Origin of the sequence: Nocardia terpenica, assembly GCF_013186535.1 — a bacterium.
GTDB classification, from domain to species: Bacteria; Actinomycetota; Actinomycetes; order Mycobacteriales; family Mycobacteriaceae; genus Nocardia; species Nocardia terpenica.
Window position 1 is genome coordinate 384,241 of record NZ_JABMCZ010000003.1, and the last position, 16,138, is coordinate 400,378.

Genomic DNA, 16,138 nt, shown 5'->3' on the forward strand with positions numbered 1-16,138 from the left:
CAGTACCTCCGCCCGTCGCGCGAACATTCTCACCCTAGCCGAGAGGACCGACCGTCCGACGCCGCTCAGCGCCCCAGATCGGCCCGCAGCCTGGGCTCGTCCACATCGAAGTAGCTGTGCTCACGCCCGTCGAGCAACACCACCGGCAGCCGGTCGCCGAATTCGGCCCGCAGGCCTGGATCGGTGGCCGCCGCCTCGTCCACATCGATCGTGCCGGGCTCGATCCCGAAGTCCGCGCAGATCGTTCGCAGCTGTTCCAGCGCGACCGCACACAGCCCGCAACCCGCTCGGGTCAGCAGCGTTACGGTGGGAAGGGCATTGCTCATGGGCTCAATCTAGGCCGCCCGCGTGCCGCCGCGGTGTCGGACCGGTCCCGGTGGGGCGGCAAATCGGGCCGATATCCGGAACGCATCGCGGGCCGCGGTGTCGGAAATTCCGGCGCGTTGTGTGGAATATCACGCGCGACTGCGGGTTGAATGGGGCGAATGAGGCTTCGGGTAGCGCGCCCCCGAGTGACTGAATTCACCGACTTTGTGCAGGGCTTCACAAGCAGTTACGGTGGTGACACGCAACCCGCCTGCTGCACGCAGCGGAAGCACCCCGAACCCCGATGAACTCCAGACCGGCGTCTGCCAGTGGCGTCGGCGGTGGAACCAAGCGAAACCGGACACCTACCCCCGGCCGGACGAGGAGCCGAACGACGTGACAGAGCAGCATGAGACGCCCGGAGGCGGCGTCTCCGGCAGGGCTCTGCAGAAGGACATCCCGCAGGCGACCGTGGCGCGGCTGGCAACCTATCTCCGGGTGCTCGCCGTGCTCGCCGACGAGGGTGTGCTCATCGTATCGAGTGAGGAACTGGCTGTCGCGGCGGGTGTCGGTTCGGCGAAACTGCGCAAGGATCTATCCTTCCTCGGCCCCAACGGTGTTCGCGGCGTCGGGTACGACGTGGCCAAGCTGCGCGCCCGCATCGAGGACGTGCTCGGCCTGTCCGAGGGCCATCGGGTGATCCTGGTCGGCGCCGGAAATCTGGGTCGCGCGCTGGTCGGCTATCGCGGTTTCAAGCGGCGCGGCTTCACCATGGTGGGCATCTTCGATTCCGATCCGCAGGTGATCGGCGAGTCGGTCAGCGGGCTGACCGTGCTCGACGTCGCCGACCTGCACGCGGCGGTCGCCGAGCTCGAACCGACCATCGCGGTCATCACCGTGCCCGACGCGGCCGCCCAGGCCGTGTGCGACGACCTCGTCGCCGCGGGCATGCAGTGCATTCTGAGCTTCTCCCCGGTCGCGCTGGACGCACCGCCCACGGTCGAGATCCGGCGCGTGGATCTGGCCGTCGAAATGCAGATGCTGTCGTTCGAACGGGCCCGCAGCGCGGAGGCCGAGGCCAAGGGCCTCGCCGACGACGTTGCGGCGGGGGAGGGCGTGTCGGCGGTGTCCGCGCCGCGCCGGGTGGCTGGCTGCCCGGGCGTGCACGGACCGGGCACGGCGATCCAACAGACGCATTCGGCAACGGAGCCACACAGCAAGGGATCGGTGGTCGCACCATGAGTGTGCTACTCGTCGGGATTTCGCATCGCAGCGCACCGGTGGCGGTGCTCGAGAAAGTCGCCGTCACCGACGACGATCGGCCGAAGCTCATCGACCGACTGCTCGCATCCCAGCACATCGCCGAGGTCATGATCGTCTCCACCTGCAATCGCGTGGAGATCTACGCGGTGGTCGACGCCTTCCACGGCGGTCTGGCCGAGGTCGGCGATCTGCTCGCCAAGCACGCGAATCTGCCGCTGGCGGAACTGACCCGGCACGCCTACGTCCGCTACAGCGAGGCCGCCGCCGAGCACCTGTTCGCGGTGGCCAGCGGCCTGGACTCGATGGTGGTCGGCGAGCAGCAGGTGCTCAGCCAGATCCGCACCGCCTACGCCGCGGCCGACGCCCAGCAGGCGGCCGGGCGCACCCTGCACGAGCTCGCTCAGCACGCGCTGCGGGTGGGCAAGCGGGTGCACTCGGAGACCGGAATCGACAAGGCCGGCGCCTCGGTGGTGTCGGTCGCGCTGGATCGGGCGCGGGGCCTGCTCGGCGACCTGACCGGTCGCACCGGTGTGGTGGTCGGTGCGGGCGCGATGGGCGGCCTGGCGGTGGCGCATCTGGCGCGGGCCGGGATCGGCCGGATCATCGTGGTGAACCGCACCTTCGAGCGCGCCCGGCGGCTCGCCCACACGGCGGTCACGATGCACGGCGCCGAGGCCACCGCGCGGGATCTGTCCGGTCTGGTCGAGGCCATGGCCGATGCCGACGTCGTGCTCACCAGCACCGGTGCGGTCGGGGCGGTGATCACGCTGGCCGATGCCCATCGGGCGCTGCACAGTTCGCGCCGCGACGGCCGCCAGATGGTGCTGTGCGACCTGGGCCTGCCCCGCGACGTGGATCCGGCGGTGGCCGGGCTGCCCGACATCACCGTCATCGATATGGAGACGCTGCAGCGGGACCCGGCGGCCGGCGCGGCCGCCGGCGACACCGTCGCGGCGCGCGCCATCGTCGCCGAGGAATTGGCGAAATATCTTGCGGGCCAACGCATGGCGGAGGTGACGCCGACGGTGGCGGCGCTGCGCCAGCGGGCCGCGGAGGTGGTCGAGGCCGAGCTGCTGCGGCTGGATTCGCGGCTACCCGGCCTGGCCGACCCCGATCGGGAAGAGGTGGCGCGCACCGTGCGCCGGGTGGTCGACAAGCTGCTGCACGCGCCGACGGTGCGGGTCAAGCAGCTGGCCTCCACGCCGGGCGGCGACACCTACGCGGAGGCGCTGCGCGAACTGTTCGAACTGAAACCCGGTGCGGCACAGGCGGTCGCGGCGCCGATGGAGATCGCCACGTTGAACGCGGAGCTGGCCGACGACTTCACCACCGGTCACCTCGGTGACGGACAGGGGCACGGCGCATGAGCCAGGCGGAGGCAGCGGTGCAGGAGCACGAGACCGTGGGCGACTATGACGAGACGGTGCGCGAGCACGACACGACCCGGCGCGGGAGCGCGCGGGCGCCGTGGCGGATCGGCACCCGCGGCAGCCTGCTGGCACTGACCCAGGCCGGTACCGTGCGCGACGCGCTGATCGCCGCCGGTGAGCAGGCCGAACTGGTGATCGTGAAGACCGCCGGCGACAAGTCGTCGGATCCGGTGCAGAAGATCGGCGTCGGGGTGTTCACCACCGCCCTGCGCGACGAATTGGCAAGCGGCGCGGTCGATATCGCCGTCCACTCGTACAAGGACCTGCCCACCGCGCCCGATCCGCGGTTCGTCATCGCCGCCATTCCGCCCCGGGAGGACCCGCGCGACGCGCTGGTCGCCCGCGACGGTCTGGTGCTCGGCGAGCTGCCGCCCGGCGCCCGGATCGGCACCTCGGCCCCGCGGCGGGTGGCGCAGCTGCGCGCGCTCGGCCTGGGCCTGGACATCCGGCCGCTGCGCGGCAATATCGACACCCGGCTGCGCAAGGTCGCCGAGGGCGAGCTCGACGCCGTGGTGCTCGCGCGGGCCGGGCTGGCCCGTATCGGTCGGCTCGACGCGGTCACCGAGGCCCTCGAGCCGGTCCAGATGCTCCCCGCGCCCTCGCAGGGCGCGCTGGCGGTGGAGTGCCGCCGCGAGGACACCGCGCTGATCACCCTGCTGACCGGTCTCGACGATGCCGGCACCCGGGCCGCGGTGGTCGCGGAACGCGCGCTGCTGGCCGAGCTGGAAGCCGGGTGCACCGCTCCGGTCGGTGCGCTGGCGGAGGTGGTCGAATCGCTCGACGACGACGGTCGGGTATTCGAGGAACTGTCGCTGCGCGGGTGCGCGGCGGCGATCGATGGCTCGGATGTCATCCGGGCGTCGGCGGTCGGCTCGCTCGCGGAGGCCGAGCAGCTGGGCCGCGCTCTCGCGCGTGAGCTCTTGGAGCTGGGGGCACGCGATCTGCTCAGCGCTGACGACAGCGCCGCCGATTCGGTTGCGGCCGACGGCTCCTCCACACCGACGGGGAACCCGTCCACATCCTTCAGTAATCCCAGCCCAATGGAGAACAACCAATGAGCCGAGCCGCCGCCACCAAGAAGCACCCTGGTCGGATCCTGTTCGTCGGATCAGGCCCGGGTGATCCGGCGCTGCTCACCGTGCGGGCCCGCGAGGTGCTCGGCCGGGCGACGCTGGCGTTCACCGACCCCGACGTCGACAAGGGCGTGCTGGCCCTGATCGGGATCGCGGTGGAGCCGGGCGCCGACGGGGAGCGCCCCGTCGACGTGCGCCCGGCGCTGGGCGAACCGGCCGAGGTCGCCAAGACCCTGATCGCGGAGGCCCGCGGCGGCCACGACGTGGTGCGCCTGGTCTCCGGCGACCCGCTGACCACCGACTCGGTGATCGCGGAGGTCGGCGTCGTCACCCGCTCGCACATGAGTTTCGAGGTGCTGCCCGGCCTGCCGTCGGGCACCACCGTGCCCGCGTACGCCGGCATCGCGCTGGGCTCCCGGCACACCGAGGTGGACGTGCGCGGCGAGGTGGACTGGGCCTCGGTGGCCGCCGCCCCGGGCCCGCTGGTGCTGCACGCCACCTCCGGTCACCTCGCCGAAACCGCCAGTGCCCTGGTCGAACACGGCCTCGCGCCGCAGACCCCGGTCGCGGTGACCGTGCGCGGCACCACCCGGCAGCAGCGCACCATCGAGGCGACGCTGGCCACCCTCAACTCCGCCGCCTCCGAGCTGGTCGGGCCGCTGGTGGTCACGGTCGGCAAGGAGGTCGAGAAGCGCTCGAAGATGTCGTGGTGGGAGTCGCGGGCGCTGTACGGCTGGACGGTGCTGGTGCCGCGCACCAAGGAGCAGGCCGGCGAGATGAGCGAGAAGCTGGTCACGCACGGCGCCATCCCGATGGAGGTGCCGACCATCGCCGTCGAGCCGCCGCGCAGCCCCGCGCAGATGGAGCGCGCGGTGAAGGGCCTGGTCGACGGCCGCTACCAGTGGGTGGTGTTCACCTCCACCAATGCGGTGCGCGCGGTGTGGGAGAAGTTCGGTGAATTCGGTCTGGACGCACGGGCCTTCTCCGGTGTGAAGATCGCCTGCGTGGGCGAGGCCACCGCGGACAAGGTGCGCTCGTTCGGCATCAACCCGGAGCTGGTGCCCAGCGGTGAGCAGTCCTCCGAGGGCCTGTTGGCCGACTTCCCGCCCTACGACGACGTTTTCGACCCGGTCAACCGAGTGCTGTTGCCGCGCGCCGACATTGCCACCGAGACCCTCGCCGAGGGCCTGCGCGACCGCGGCTGGGAGATCGACGACGTGACCGCGTACCGGACGGTGCGCGCCTCGCCGCCGCCGGCCGAGACCCGCGAGATGATCAAGACCGGCGGCTTCGACGCGGTCCTGTTCACCTCGTCGTCGACGGTGCGGAACCTGGTCGGCATCGCCGGAAAGCCGCACGCGCGCACCATCGTCGCGTGCATCGGCCCCAAGACCGCCGAGACGGCCATCGAATTCGGCCTGCGCGTGGACGTGCAGCCCGAGGTGGCCCAGGTCGGCCCCCTGGTCGACGCCCTCGCCGAACACGCCGCCCACCTCCGCGCCGAGGGCCTGCTGCCCCCGCCCCGCAAGAAGAGCAGGCGCAGCAGGTAGATCCCGGCCAAAAACACGCCGGGATCGGCAGCCCCCGCGCCGGGATCGGCAGGACCCCGCGCCGGGATCGGCAGGACCCCGCGCCGGGACCGGCAGGCGGACTTCCCTTTTGGTCCCGGCACGCTTTTGGCCGGGACCTCACCGCCGCGCACGCATGAGATCCCGCACCAACCGGCACGTCTTGTCCGAAGGCGGGCGGATGCCGACGAGTGCGGCTGTGCGGCGGATCCTTTCGTTGTCGGCGTAGTCGGCGCGGTAGGTGCCGGAGTCCAGCAGGGCGATGGCCAGGCGCATGGCCTTGAGCCTGCGGTTGTGGGTGACATACCACGACCGCGGGCGCCCGGGCGGCAGCGGGCGCTTCTGCAGCGGGATGTACGGGCGGTCGATGACGATCGGTGTGGTGCCCACGGTGGGTCCTCCCCTCGGTCGGGAATCCGCGCGATTCCTTCGAACGTATCTTCGATTCTACGCCGGGGTACCGACAGGTCCCGGCCAAAAGCGTGCCGGGATGACGAGGGCAGCGTGCCGGGATGACGAGGGCAGCGTGCCGGGACCCCGAGGTGGGAAGTCCTTTTCCCGGAGTCGGCAACGATGCTCGGGGTTTCGGGGCGGCCTCCCGCAAGCTGGGGCCATGAACACCCACACCCTCGCGGTCACCGATGCATCCTTCGATCGGGACGTGCTCGACAACACCCGGCCCGTGCTCGTGAACTTCTGGGCCACCTGGTGCGGTCCGTGTCGCCGGATGACGCCGATCCTGGAGGAGGTCGCCGCCGAGAACACCGAGCGGTTCACCGTCGCCCGCATCAATATCGACGAGAACCCGAATGTCGTGCGGGAGTACGCGATCATGGGCGTGCCGACCACCGTGCTGGTCCGCGACGGCGCCGAGCGGGCCCGGGTCACCGGTGCGATGCCGAAGGCCGTGCTGCTGAACAGCTTCGCGCCCTACCTCGGCTGAGCGCGCTGCGGGCGGATTCCGTGGACTGCTTCGAGACCATGGCCGACTCGTGGGTCTTCCTCGACCACGAGTGCGCCGACGACCACGCGCACGCGCTGTGCGAGCACCTGATCCGCTGCGAGCACTGCCTGTCCGGATTCCTCGGGCAGGCCCTGTTCAAGGAGCGGGTCCGGCGCGCGTGCGGCGGCGACCACGCCCCGATCCGCCTGCACGTCCGGGTCCACGGCCTGCTCGCGGGTCCGCACGCGCGGGCCCGCCGCTGTGACGGAGGCGGCTGCGACAGCGCCCACCACCGGGGCGTATCGTGCGAATCATGACCGGAATGGACCGCCCGCGGCGGTTGCGTCGTACCCCCGCGCTGCGTCGCCTCGTCGCCGAAACCACCCTCGAACCAAGGCAGTTGGTGCTGCCGATGTTCGTCGCCGACGGCCTGGACGAGCCGCGCGAGATCGCATCGATGCCCGGTGTCCGGCAGCACACCATGGATTCGCTGCGCAAGGCCGCGGTCGAGGCGGTCACCGCCGGAGTCGGCGGCCTCATGCTGTACGGCGTCCCGCGCCCGGAGGACAAGGACGCGACCGGCAGCGGGGCCAGCGATCCGGAGGGCATCCTCAATCGCGGCCTGCGCGCCCTCGCCGACGAGGTCGGCGCCGCCACCGTCGTCATGGCCGACACCTGCCTGGACGAATTCACCGACCACGGCCACTGCGGCGTGCTGGCCGCCGACGGCTCGGTCGACAACGACGCCACCCTGTCCCACTACGTGGATATGGCGCTGGCCCAGGCCGAGGCGGGCGCCGACCTGCTCGGCACCAGCGGCATGATGGACGGCCAGGTGGGCGCCATCCGGGCCGCCCTGGACGCCGCCGGTCGCGTCGACACCGGCATTCTCGCCTACACCGCCAAGTACGCCTCGGCGTTCTACGGCCCGTTCCGCGAGGCCGTCGCCTCCTCGCTGCAGGGCGATCGCCGCACCTACCAGCAGGATCCGGCCAACCGCCGGGAGGCGATCCGTGAGCTGGAACTGGACCTGGTCGAGGGCGCCGACATCGTCATGGTGAAACCGGCCATGTCGTACCTGGACATCCTGCGCGAGGTGGCCGACCGCTCGACCGTGCCGGTCGCGGCCTATCAGATCTCCGGCGAGTACGCGATGATCACCGCCGCCGCCCAGCGCGGCTGGATCGACCGCCGCGGCGCGATCCTGGAGTCGCTGCTCGGCATTCGCCGCGCCGGTGCGGATTTCGTGCTCACCTACTGGGCTACCGAGGCCGCACACTGGCTGTCGTGAATCCGTGGAATCAGCCGGGGCAGCCCGGAGCCGGTGCGACCGTGCCGACGGACGTCCGCACCGCGTGCCAATTGTGGTGGGCTGCCATCGGATTCGGCGTGATCCGGCTGCTGGCCGGGGCCGCGGGCCGCTACGCCGACCGGCATACCCTGGCGCAGCAGCTCTACGACCAGGTGCGCACCCAGCAGCCGCAGGCCACGCTCGCCGAGGTCGAGCTGATGGTGTCGGTGCTGGAGGTCCTGATCGTGGTGTTCGGACTGGGGCTGGCGGCCGGGGCATTGGCGGTGGCGCATCAGCTGCGCCGCGGAAAGCTGTGGGCGCGCACGCTGTTCGATGTGGCCGCCGTGGTGCTGGTGCTGGGCGCGGTCGGCTCGATGATCGGCCTGGGCGCGGTGTCGGGCACCGCGCAGATGCTCTCCGGCGCCGCCGCCATTCTGCAGGCGGTGATCGCGGGCGGAGCCGTATTCCTGTGCCATCGTGCCGAATCCGAGGAGTATTTCCGGATGAACGGCAGGTGATCCCGGCCAAAAAGCATGCCGGGATGACGCGGGCGAATTTGTGTGAAACAGACCAGGATGTATCGTGAGGGTTGTCACAGCGGACTTGGGAACCGGAAGTCGTAGGTCGGACGTTGTTCTACGGATTGCGTCGCGGTCGTTCCGGTGGAGCGGAGGCATCGGTGCGAGTGGTCATTCAGCAGCCGCAGAGTCTTCGGCGCGATGTGCTGGTATTGAGCCTGTTGCTCGTTTTCGGAGTGCTCACCCTGGCGGTGCTGTTGCTCCCCGGGAAGGTCGGCTGACCCCCGGAGGCCGCGCGTGAGCGATGCGCCCACGCCCCCCGTGTTGTTCGCCGAGCCCGGCGTGCGCTGGCGCACCGTCGCCTACGGTCCGCTGCTGTGCCTGGTCGTCCTGGTGCTGGAACTCGTCTTCCGGCGTGGGCCGGTGCACTGGTTCGGCCTGCTGTTCTGCGCACTGCTGCTCGCGGGTTTCGTTGCGCTGCAGGTGGTTGCCGGGCGGCGGCACGTGAGCGTCGAACTCACCGCCGACGCGCTGCGCGAGGGCGTCGAAACCCTGCCGTTGCGGACCATCGCGGAGGTGTTCCCCGAACACGACGAGGACGCCTGGGAGGATGAGCCCTGGCGTTCGGCCCGGGCGCTGGGCGAACTGAGCGGCGTACCGCGTCGCCGCACCGGCATCGGGCTGCGGCTGCGCGACGGCGGGATGGTCCAGGCGTGGGCGCGCGACCACGGGCGCCTGCGCGCGGAGCTGACCGCCGCACTGGCTCGAGACCCCGACGGTGAACAGGAGGCGCGGTGAGACGACGGCTGTGGCTGGGCATCGATGCGGTGCTCGCCGTGCTCTGCCTGGTCGCGGCGGTCCGCAGCTGGCATGCCGGGATCGGCACCACCTTCTTCGCCGCCGACGGCGACCAGCCCGCCTTCGAGGCCACCCGCTACATCGGGCCGTGGCTCGCGCTGGCCGCGCTGCTGGTCGTCGTCGCCGGACTGGCCCTGATCGATCTCGTGGTCCGCTGGGCCCGCCGCGAGTAGGTCAGTTCCAGCGCTGATAGACGTCGAGCACGCGAGAGCCGTGCGTCCCCGGCGCATTCAGATAGACGGTGACGGTGCCGTCGCCGTGGTTGGCGGCCTCCAGGATCACCTGCCGCAGCGAGGCGTGTACGCCGCCGTGCTCGTCGCGGTAGAGCGTGGAGTCGCCGCGAATGCCCGCGCCGATCCGGTTCATCGGCACGGCCATGGCGAACAGCGCCGGGAGCGGGCTGTCGGCCACCGCCGCGGTCTCGCCGTGGGACAGATCGATCCCGATGCGGCCCTGATCGGGCTGGGCGATCGGCACCGCCGCCGACGCCGTGGCACATGCCAGGCATCCCGCGCCGACAAGGGTGGTGAACAGGGTCGCGCCGAGCACGGTGATCCGCATGTGATCCCTCCCGCCCTGGTGGATGTTTCGGTCGGGTCGAGCGTACGCATTGGCAATCGTTCAGCGATCGAATTCGAGCGAAGATTTTCCGGCGTGTTGTGGTTGTGTTCGCTCCCTGCGGTTTTCGGATGGCGATGGAGCAAATCGCCGGAAACGGGCACTTTCCGGGCGCGCGGGCCGGTGCGACGTGGCCTGGATCACCCAACTACACCCTGTCGTCGACCGATTCCGGCCGGGCTGAGACACTGGGTGCCGTGAGTTCTTCTCCGCGCGCGACCCAGGTGACCGTGCCGGTCTCCGCCCAACTCTTCGACCGCGCCGCCGCGATCATTCCCGGCGGGGTCAACTCGCCGGTGCGGGCCTTCAAATCCGTCGGCGGCACACCGCGATTCATCGACTCCGCGCGCGGATACATGCTCGTCGACGCCGACGGCAACGAGTATGTCGATCTGGTCTGCTCCTGGGGCCCGATGATCCTGGGCCACGCCCACCCGGCGGTGGTGGACGCGGTGCGGCGCGTCGCGATGAGCGGCCTGTCGTTCGGCGCGCCGACCGCCGCCGAGATCGAGCTGGCCGAGGCCATCGCGGCCCGGGTCGAGCCGGTGCAGCGGGTGCGGCTGGTCAACTCCGGCACCGAGGCCACCATGAGCGCGGTCCGGCTGGCGCGCGGCTGCACCGGCCGCAGCAAGATCATCAAGTTCTCCGGCTGCTACCACGGGCACGTGGACGCGCTGCTGGCCGACGCGGGTTCGGGCGTGGCGACGCTGGGCCTGCCGACCTCGCCGGGCGTCACCGGCGCGCAGGCCGCCGACACCCTGGTGCTGCCCTACAACGATCTCGACGCGGTCGCCGCCGCGTTCGCCGAGTTCCCGGATCAGATCGCGTGCGTGATCACCGAGGCCGCGGCCGGGAACATGGGCACGGTCGCCCCGCTGCCCGGCTTCAACGCCGGTCTGCGCAAGCTGACCAGCGAGCACGGCGCGCTGCTGATCATGGACGAGGTGATGACCGGCTTCCGGGTGAGCCCGTCGGGCTGGTTCGGCCTCGACGGCGTCGCGGGCGACCTGTACACCTTCGGCAAGGTGATGAGCGGCGGCCTGCCCGCCGCGGCCTTCGGCGGCCGGGCCGAGTTCATGGACCGGCTCGCCCCGCTCGGCCCGGTCTACCAGGCGGGCACCCTGTCCGGGAATCCCGTCGCGGTCGCCGCCGGGCTCGCCACGCTGCGCGCCGCCGACGACGCGGTGTACTCCGCGCTGGACCGCAATGCCGAGCGGCTGGGCGGGCTGCTGCGCGAGGCGCTGACGGCGGCGGGCGTCGCCCACACCGTCCAATTCGCGGGCAATATGGTGAGCGTGTTCTTCGCCGACCGTCCGGTCACCGACTACGCCGCCGCCAAGGCCAGCGACACCTGGCGATTCCCGGCGTTCTTCCACGCGCTGCTCGAACGCGGTGTGTATCCGCCGCCGAGCGCGTTCGAGACGTGGTTCGTGTCCGCGGCGCTCGACGAGGACGCATTCGACCGAATCGCCTCCGCCCTGCCCGCGGCCGCCGCGGCCGCGGCGGCCGCAACACCCGAAGGACCTCGCGCGTGAGCGACGCAGACCATACCTCCACGCCCGGCGACGTTCCCGCCGATGTCGAAACCATCGTGCACGTCATGCGGCACGGGGAGGTGCACAACCCGAAGGGCATTCTCTACGGTCGGCTCCCCGGATTCAGCCTGTCGGTGACCGGGCGCGCCCAGGCCGCGACGGTGGCCCGGTCGCTGGCCGATCACGACATCACGCTGGTGGTGGCCTCGCCGCTGCAGCGGGCGCGGGAGACCGCGGAACCCATTGCGGCGCAACACGATCTGCTGATCCGCACGGACGACAACCTGATCGAGGCCGGGAACACCTTCGAGGGCCTGCGGGTCGCCGTCGGCGACGGCGCGCTGCGCAAGCCGCGGCACTGGTGGAAGCTGCGCGACCCGTTCACCCCGTCCTGGGGCGAGCCGTACCTGCAGATCGCGCACCGCATGCTGGCCGCGGTGAACAAGGCGCGGGTGGAGGCGGCCGGGCACGAGGCGGTGCTGGTCTCGCATCAGCTGCCGGTGTGGACGCTGCGGCGGTTCCTGGAGGGCAAGCGGCTGTGGCACGATCCGCGCTCGCGGCAGTGCTCGCTGGCCTCGCTGACATCGCTGGTGTACCAGGGCGACACGCTCATCGATATCGTCTACTCCGAGCCTGCCGGTGAGTCGGATCCGCGGGTGACCGGGGCATGAGAAGGGCGCTGCCGATCCTGCTGGCCTGCGCCGCCCTGGTGGCGGTGCTGGCCGGATGCACGTCCGACAAGGATGCGGTGGCGCAGGGCGGCACCTTCGATTTCGTCTCGCCCGGCGGCAAGACCGAGATCTTCTACGACCCGCCCGCCTCGCGCGGCACCATCGGCACACTCGCCGGGCCGGACCTGATGACCGGCAAGACCATCGGGGTCGCGGATTTCCCGAATCAGGTTGTGGTGCTGAACCTCTGGGGCCAGTGGTGCGGCCCGTGCCGGGCGGAGGCCCCGGCCCTGGAGAAGGTCTACGAGCAGTCCAAGGCGCGCGGCGTCGCCTTCCTGGGCATCAATGTCCGCGACCCGCAGCAGGACAAGGCGCAGGACTTCGTCACCAGCAATCACGTCGGCTACCCCTCCGTCTACGACCCGTCGATGCGCACCCTGCTCGCGCTCGGCGCCAAGTTCCCCACCAGCTCCATCCCCACCACGATCGTGCTGGACCGCCACCACCGTGTCGCCGCCATCTACCTGCGCACCCTGCTCGCCGAGGACCTCCAGCCGGTGGTGGACCGCATTGCGGCGGAGGGTAATTCGTGAGTGCGAATGTGAGTGTGCTTGCGTCCGTAGGCGATTCGTTCCAGCAGACGGCGGCGACCGGGCCGCTGCTGCTCGCCCTGGGGGCGTGTGTGCTGGCGGGGCTGGTGTCCTTCGCCTCGCCGTGCGTGGTGCCGCTGGTGCCCGGATACCTGTCGTATCTCGCGGGATTGGTCGGAGCCGAGGCGCCGCCGGTCACCGTGGCCGAGGCGAAGGGTAAGCGGGTCGCGCTCGCCGCGGGTACCGGGCGGGCGCGGGTGGCCGGTGCGGCCGGGCTGTTCGTCGCCGGATTCACCGTCGTGTTCGTGCTCGCCTCGGTGACGGTGTTCGGCGTCATCCAGACGCTGAACGTGAATCGGGAACTGCTGCAACGCGTCGGCGGCGTGGTCACCATCCTCATGGGCCTGGTCTTCCTGGGCCTGGTACCGGCGCTGCAGCGCGACACCCGGATGCATCCGCGGCGGCTGACCGGCGTCGTCGGGGCCCCGCTGCTGGGCGCGGTGTTCGCGCTGGGCTGGACGCCGTGCCTGGGCCCGACCCTGTCCGGCGTGATGGCCGTGTCCGCGGGCACCGAGGGCACCACCGCCGCGCGCGGCGTGCTGCTGATCGTCGCGTACTGCCTGGGCCTCGGCCTGCCGTTCGTGATCCTGGCGTTCGGTTCCGCGAGCGCCCTGCGCGGTGTGGGCTGGCTGCGCCGTAATTCGCGCACCATTCAGGTGGTCGGCGGGATCCTGCTCGTCGCGGTCGGCATTGCGCTGGTCACCGGCGCGTGGGACCAGTTCGTCGGCTGGGTGCGCAATGTCTTCGTCTCCGATGTGACTCTGCCGATCTGATGACTGCCACCGTGACCACCCCCGCCGCCGGACCGACCCCCTCCGGTCCGCCCCGCCAGTCGCTGCCGCGGCGCGCGATCGCCCTGGTGCGCAACACCTGGCGCGGGCTCACCAGCATGCGCACCGCGCTCATGCTGCTGTTCCTGCTCGCCCTCGGCGCCATTCCCGGCGCGCTGCTGCCGCAGCGCAGCCTCAATGCGCAGAAGGTCGACAAGTACATCGCCGACCGGCCCACGCTGGGGCCGTGGATGGATCGGCTGCAGCTGTTCGACGTGTTCGGCAGCTTCTGGTTCACCGCGATCTACGTGCTGCTGTTCGTGTCGCTGGTGGGCTGCATCGCGCCGCGCATCCTCGATCACTACCGGGCGCTGCGCACGCCGCCGGTCAAGACCCCGCGCAACCTGGCCCGGCTGCCGCACCACTACTCGACCACCTCCGGCGACTCCGCCGAGGAGGTGATCGCCGAGGCGCGCAAGCAGTTCCGCGGCTGGCGGGTGATCGAGCGGGCCGGGGATCGCGACGGCGAGGTGACGCTGTCGGCGGAGAAGGGGTACTTCCGCGAGTTCGGCAATCTCGTATTCCATTGTGCGCTGGTCGGTCTGCTGGTCGCGGTCGCGGCGGGCAAGCTGTTCGGCTACGAGGGCAATGTCATCGTCGTCGCCGACGGCGGGCCCGGCATCTGCACGACCTCCACGTCGGTCTTCGACTCCTTCCGCGCCGGTCGGATCAACGACGGCACCGGACTGACGCCACTGTGCGTGCGGGTCAAGGACTTCCACGCCGACTACCTGCCCAACGGCCAGGCCCAGATGTTCACCGCCAACGTCGCCTATCAGGCCGGGGCGGATCTGGCGAGCAATACCTGGCGCGACACCACGATTCAGGTCAACCATCCGCTGCGGGTGGCGGGCGACCGGGTCTACCTGCAGGGGCACGGGTACGCGCCGACGTTCACCGTCACCTACCCGAACGGTCAGACCCGCAGCGAGACGACGCAGTGGCGGCCCGACGACCCGTCGACCTTCCTGTCCAGCGGGGTCATGCGTTTCGATCCGCCCGGCGGCATGTTCGCCTCCGAGGACGAGCGCCGCAAGCATCAGATCGCGATCGAGGGCCTGTTCGCGCCCACCGCGCTGCTGCACGGCAGCCTGCTCACCTCCTCGTTCCCGTCGCTCACGGATCCGGCCGTGGCCATCGACATCTACCGCGGCGAAACCGGGCTGGACACCGGCCGCGCGCAGTCGCTGTTCGCGCTGGATCCGGAGATGATCAAGCAGGGGCGGCTGACCAAGGAGCAGCGGGTCAACCTGCGGCCGGGCGAGTCGGCCACGCTCGCCGACGGCACCAAGGTGACCTTCGACGGCGCGCAGCAGTGGGCGAATCTGCAGGTGTCGCACGACCCGGCGCAGGGCTGGGTGCTGGCGAGCGCGCTGACCATGATGGCCGGGCTGCTGGTGTCGCTGCTGGTGAAGCGCCGCCGGATCTGGTTGCGCGCGTACCCGGACTCCCGCGCGGGCGATGAACGACGTACTGTAGTAGAGATGGGCGGCCTGGCCCGCACCGACCAGGCCGGCTGGGGCGGCGAATTCGACCGCCTGCGAACACGACTGCTGAGCGATTCGACGAGCTCGCAGACGACGGGAGAGTGATGATGCCGATCGACGAGACCATCGCCTCGTACAGCGACCTCGCGTTCAAGTCGGCGATCGTGGTGTATGCCCTGGCATTCGTGCTGCTGCTGGTGCAGTACGCGACGGCGTACACGCGCAAGGCCGAACAGCGCGAACCCGCGCTGGTGGGTGCGGGCGCCACCGGTTCCGGCGACACCGGGGCGTCGATTCCCGGCCGGATCGCGGCGGCTCCGGAGCGACCGCTGTCGGAGCGGCTGGGCAATATGGCCTTCGCCGTCGTGTTCGTCTCGCTCGGCTTGCACATTCTCTCGATCGTGTTGCGCGGCTTCGCGACTCACCGCTTCCCGCTCGGCAACATGTACGAGTTCGTGACCATGGCGACCGCCGCCGCGGTCACCCTCGGCGTGCTGCTGCTCCGCGACGAGCGCTACCGGGGCATGTGGGCGTTCCTGCTGGCCCCGGTGCTGATCCTGATGTTCCTGGCGGGCACCGTGCTCTACGCGGACGCCGCCCCCGTGGTCCCCGCACTGAAGTCCTACTGGCTGCCGGTACACGTCACGGTCGTCAGCGTAGGCAGCGGCGTCTTCCTCGTCGGCGGCATCGCAAGCCTCCTGTTCCTCCTCCGCCTCCACCAACCGGCCGACCAGGAATCCAACACCCTCCTGGGCCGCATAGCCCGCCGCCTCCCCGACGCCCGCACCCTGGACCGCCTCGCCTACCGCACCACCATCATCGGCTTCCCCATCTTCGGCACCGGCATAATCCTCGGCGCCATCTGGGCCGAATCCGCCTGGGGCCGCTTCTGGGGCTGGGACCCGAAGGAAACAGTCTCCTTTATCGCGTGGGTAATCTACGCGGCGTATCTCCACGCCCGAGCCACTTCAGGTTGGCGAGAGACCAAGGCGGCTTGGATCAACATCGCGGGATTCGTGGCGATGCTGTTCAACTTGTTCATCATCAACATCGTGGTGAGCGGGTTGCACAGTTATGCCGGTTTGAACTGAGGCGGG

The 16,138-nt window shown here is 70.6% G+C and carries 19 protein-coding genes; 16 read left to right on the forward strand and 3 right to left on the reverse strand.

The genetic code is table 11. From position 1 onward, the window contains the following. Positions 1-65: 65 nt before the first annotated feature. The gene (locus tag HPY32_RS23255) at positions 66-326 is read right to left on the reverse strand and encodes a glutaredoxin family protein (RefSeq protein WP_067594537.1); all 261 of its coding nucleotides are present in this window, start codon (positions 324-326) and stop codon (positions 66-68) included. 376 nt (positions 327-702) lie between these two features. Here HPY32_RS23255 and HPY32_RS23260 point away from each other — a divergent pair, with 376 nt between their 5' ends. The 4 genes from HPY32_RS23260 to HPY32_RS23275 are packed head-to-tail and all read left to right on the forward strand — an operon-like array spanning position 703 to position 5,622. Continuing rightward, complete coding sequence (locus tag HPY32_RS23260; protein ID WP_067594535.1) at positions 703-1,548, forward strand: redox-sensing transcriptional repressor Rex; 846 nt, start codon at positions 703-705, stop codon at positions 1,546-1,548. Continuing rightward, on the forward strand, positions 1,545-2,936 hold the full coding sequence (locus HPY32_RS23265) for a glutamyl-tRNA reductase (protein ID WP_067594532.1): 1,392 nt from the start codon (positions 1,545-1,547) through the stop codon (positions 2,934-2,936). Before HPY32_RS23260 ends, HPY32_RS23265 begins: the two co-directional genes overlap by 4 nt. Continuing rightward, positions 2,933-4,057, forward strand: a complete 1,125-nt coding sequence (gene hemC / locus HPY32_RS23270) for a hydroxymethylbilane synthase (RefSeq protein ID WP_082871756.1) — start codon at positions 2,933-2,935, stop codon at positions 4,055-4,057. Before HPY32_RS23265 ends, hemC begins: the two co-directional genes overlap by 4 nt. Then, positions 4,054-5,622, forward strand: a complete 1,569-nt coding sequence (locus HPY32_RS23275; RefSeq protein WP_067594529.1) for a bifunctional uroporphyrinogen-III C-methyltransferase/uroporphyrinogen-III synthase — start codon at positions 4,054-4,056, stop codon at positions 5,620-5,622. Before hemC ends, HPY32_RS23275 begins: the two co-directional genes overlap by 4 nt. Positions 5,623-5,760: 138 nt before the next feature. Here the strand turns inward: HPY32_RS23275 and HPY32_RS23280 are convergent, their stop codons facing one another. After that, on the reverse strand, positions 5,761-6,030 hold the full coding sequence (locus tag HPY32_RS23280) for a hypothetical protein (protein WP_067594526.1): 270 nt from the start codon (positions 6,028-6,030) through the stop codon (positions 5,761-5,763). A 223-nt stretch (positions 6,031-6,253) separates the two neighbouring features. Here HPY32_RS23280 and trxA point away from each other — a divergent pair, with 223 nt between their 5' ends. The 6 genes from trxA (at position 6,254) to HPY32_RS23310 (ending at position 9,423) form a co-directional block, all read left to right on the forward strand. After that, complete coding sequence (gene trxA, locus HPY32_RS23285; RefSeq protein ID WP_067594524.1) at positions 6,254-6,583, forward strand: thioredoxin; 330 nt, start codon at positions 6,254-6,256, stop codon at positions 6,581-6,583. A gap of 20 nt (positions 6,584-6,603) precedes the next feature. Beyond that, positions 6,604-6,900: a hypothetical protein gene (locus HPY32_RS23290; protein ID WP_156674727.1), complete on the forward strand. Its 297-nt coding sequence runs from the start codon at positions 6,604-6,606 to the stop codon at positions 6,898-6,900. Next, positions 6,897-7,874: a porphobilinogen synthase gene (gene hemB, locus HPY32_RS23295; RefSeq protein WP_067594518.1), complete on the forward strand. Its 978-nt coding sequence runs from the start codon at positions 6,897-6,899 to the stop codon at positions 7,872-7,874. Before HPY32_RS23290 ends, hemB begins: the two co-directional genes overlap by 4 nt. Beyond that, on the forward strand, positions 7,871-8,392 hold the full coding sequence (locus HPY32_RS23300; protein ID WP_082871755.1) for a hypothetical protein: 522 nt from the start codon (positions 7,871-7,873) through the stop codon (positions 8,390-8,392). The genes hemB and HPY32_RS23300 overlap by 4 nt, the downstream gene beginning before the upstream one ends. 297 nt (positions 8,393-8,689) lie before the next feature. Continuing rightward, positions 8,690-9,190, forward strand: coding sequence for a transport-regulating membrane protein Mce1N (gene mce1N / locus HPY32_RS23305; RefSeq protein ID WP_067594512.1), 501 nt, complete (start codon positions 8,690-8,692; stop codon positions 9,188-9,190). Further along, positions 9,187-9,423, forward strand: a complete 237-nt coding sequence (locus HPY32_RS23310; protein ID WP_067594509.1) for a hypothetical protein — start codon at positions 9,187-9,189, stop codon at positions 9,421-9,423. Before mce1N ends, HPY32_RS23310 begins: the two co-directional genes overlap by 4 nt. Before the next feature lies 1 nt (position 9,424). Here the strand turns inward: HPY32_RS23310 and HPY32_RS23315 are convergent, their stop codons facing one another. After that, positions 9,425-9,811: a hypothetical protein gene (locus HPY32_RS23315; protein ID WP_067594506.1), complete on the reverse strand. Its 387-nt coding sequence runs from the start codon at positions 9,809-9,811 to the stop codon at positions 9,425-9,427. Positions 9,812-10,065: 254 nt separating this feature from the next. On the opposite strand from HPY32_RS23315, the gene hemL reads away from it, so the two are divergent. The 6 genes from hemL to ccsB are packed head-to-tail and all read left to right on the forward strand — an operon-like array spanning position 10,066 to position 16,132. Continuing rightward, entirely contained in the window at positions 10,066-11,403 is a 1,338-nt protein-coding gene (gene hemL / locus HPY32_RS23320) for a glutamate-1-semialdehyde 2,1-aminomutase (RefSeq protein ID WP_067596235.1), read from the forward strand. Beyond that, positions 11,400-12,074: a histidine phosphatase family protein gene (locus tag HPY32_RS23325; protein ID WP_067594503.1), complete on the forward strand. Its 675-nt coding sequence runs from the start codon at positions 11,400-11,402 to the stop codon at positions 12,072-12,074. The genes hemL and HPY32_RS23325 overlap by 4 nt, the downstream gene beginning before the upstream one ends. Then, positions 12,071-12,667, forward strand: a complete 597-nt coding sequence (locus tag HPY32_RS23330) for a TlpA disulfide reductase family protein (RefSeq protein WP_067594500.1) — start codon at positions 12,071-12,073, stop codon at positions 12,665-12,667. Before HPY32_RS23325 ends, HPY32_RS23330 begins: the two co-directional genes overlap by 4 nt. After that, a complete protein-coding gene (locus HPY32_RS23335; RefSeq protein WP_067594497.1) occupies positions 12,664-13,497 on the forward strand; it encodes a cytochrome c biogenesis CcdA family protein in 834 nt (277 codons plus the stop codon). Before HPY32_RS23330 ends, HPY32_RS23335 begins: the two co-directional genes overlap by 4 nt. Next, a complete protein-coding gene (resB, locus tag HPY32_RS23340; RefSeq protein WP_067594494.1) occupies positions 13,497-15,146 on the forward strand; it encodes a cytochrome c biogenesis protein ResB in 1,650 nt (549 codons plus the stop codon). The genes HPY32_RS23335 and resB overlap by 1 nt, the downstream gene beginning before the upstream one ends. 2 nt (positions 15,147-15,148) lie before the next feature. Further along, on the forward strand, positions 15,149-16,132 hold the full coding sequence (gene ccsB, locus HPY32_RS23345; protein WP_067596234.1) for a c-type cytochrome biogenesis protein CcsB: 984 nt from the start codon (positions 15,149-15,151) through the stop codon (positions 16,130-16,132). The last annotated feature ends 6 nt before the right edge of the window (positions 16,133-16,138 follow it).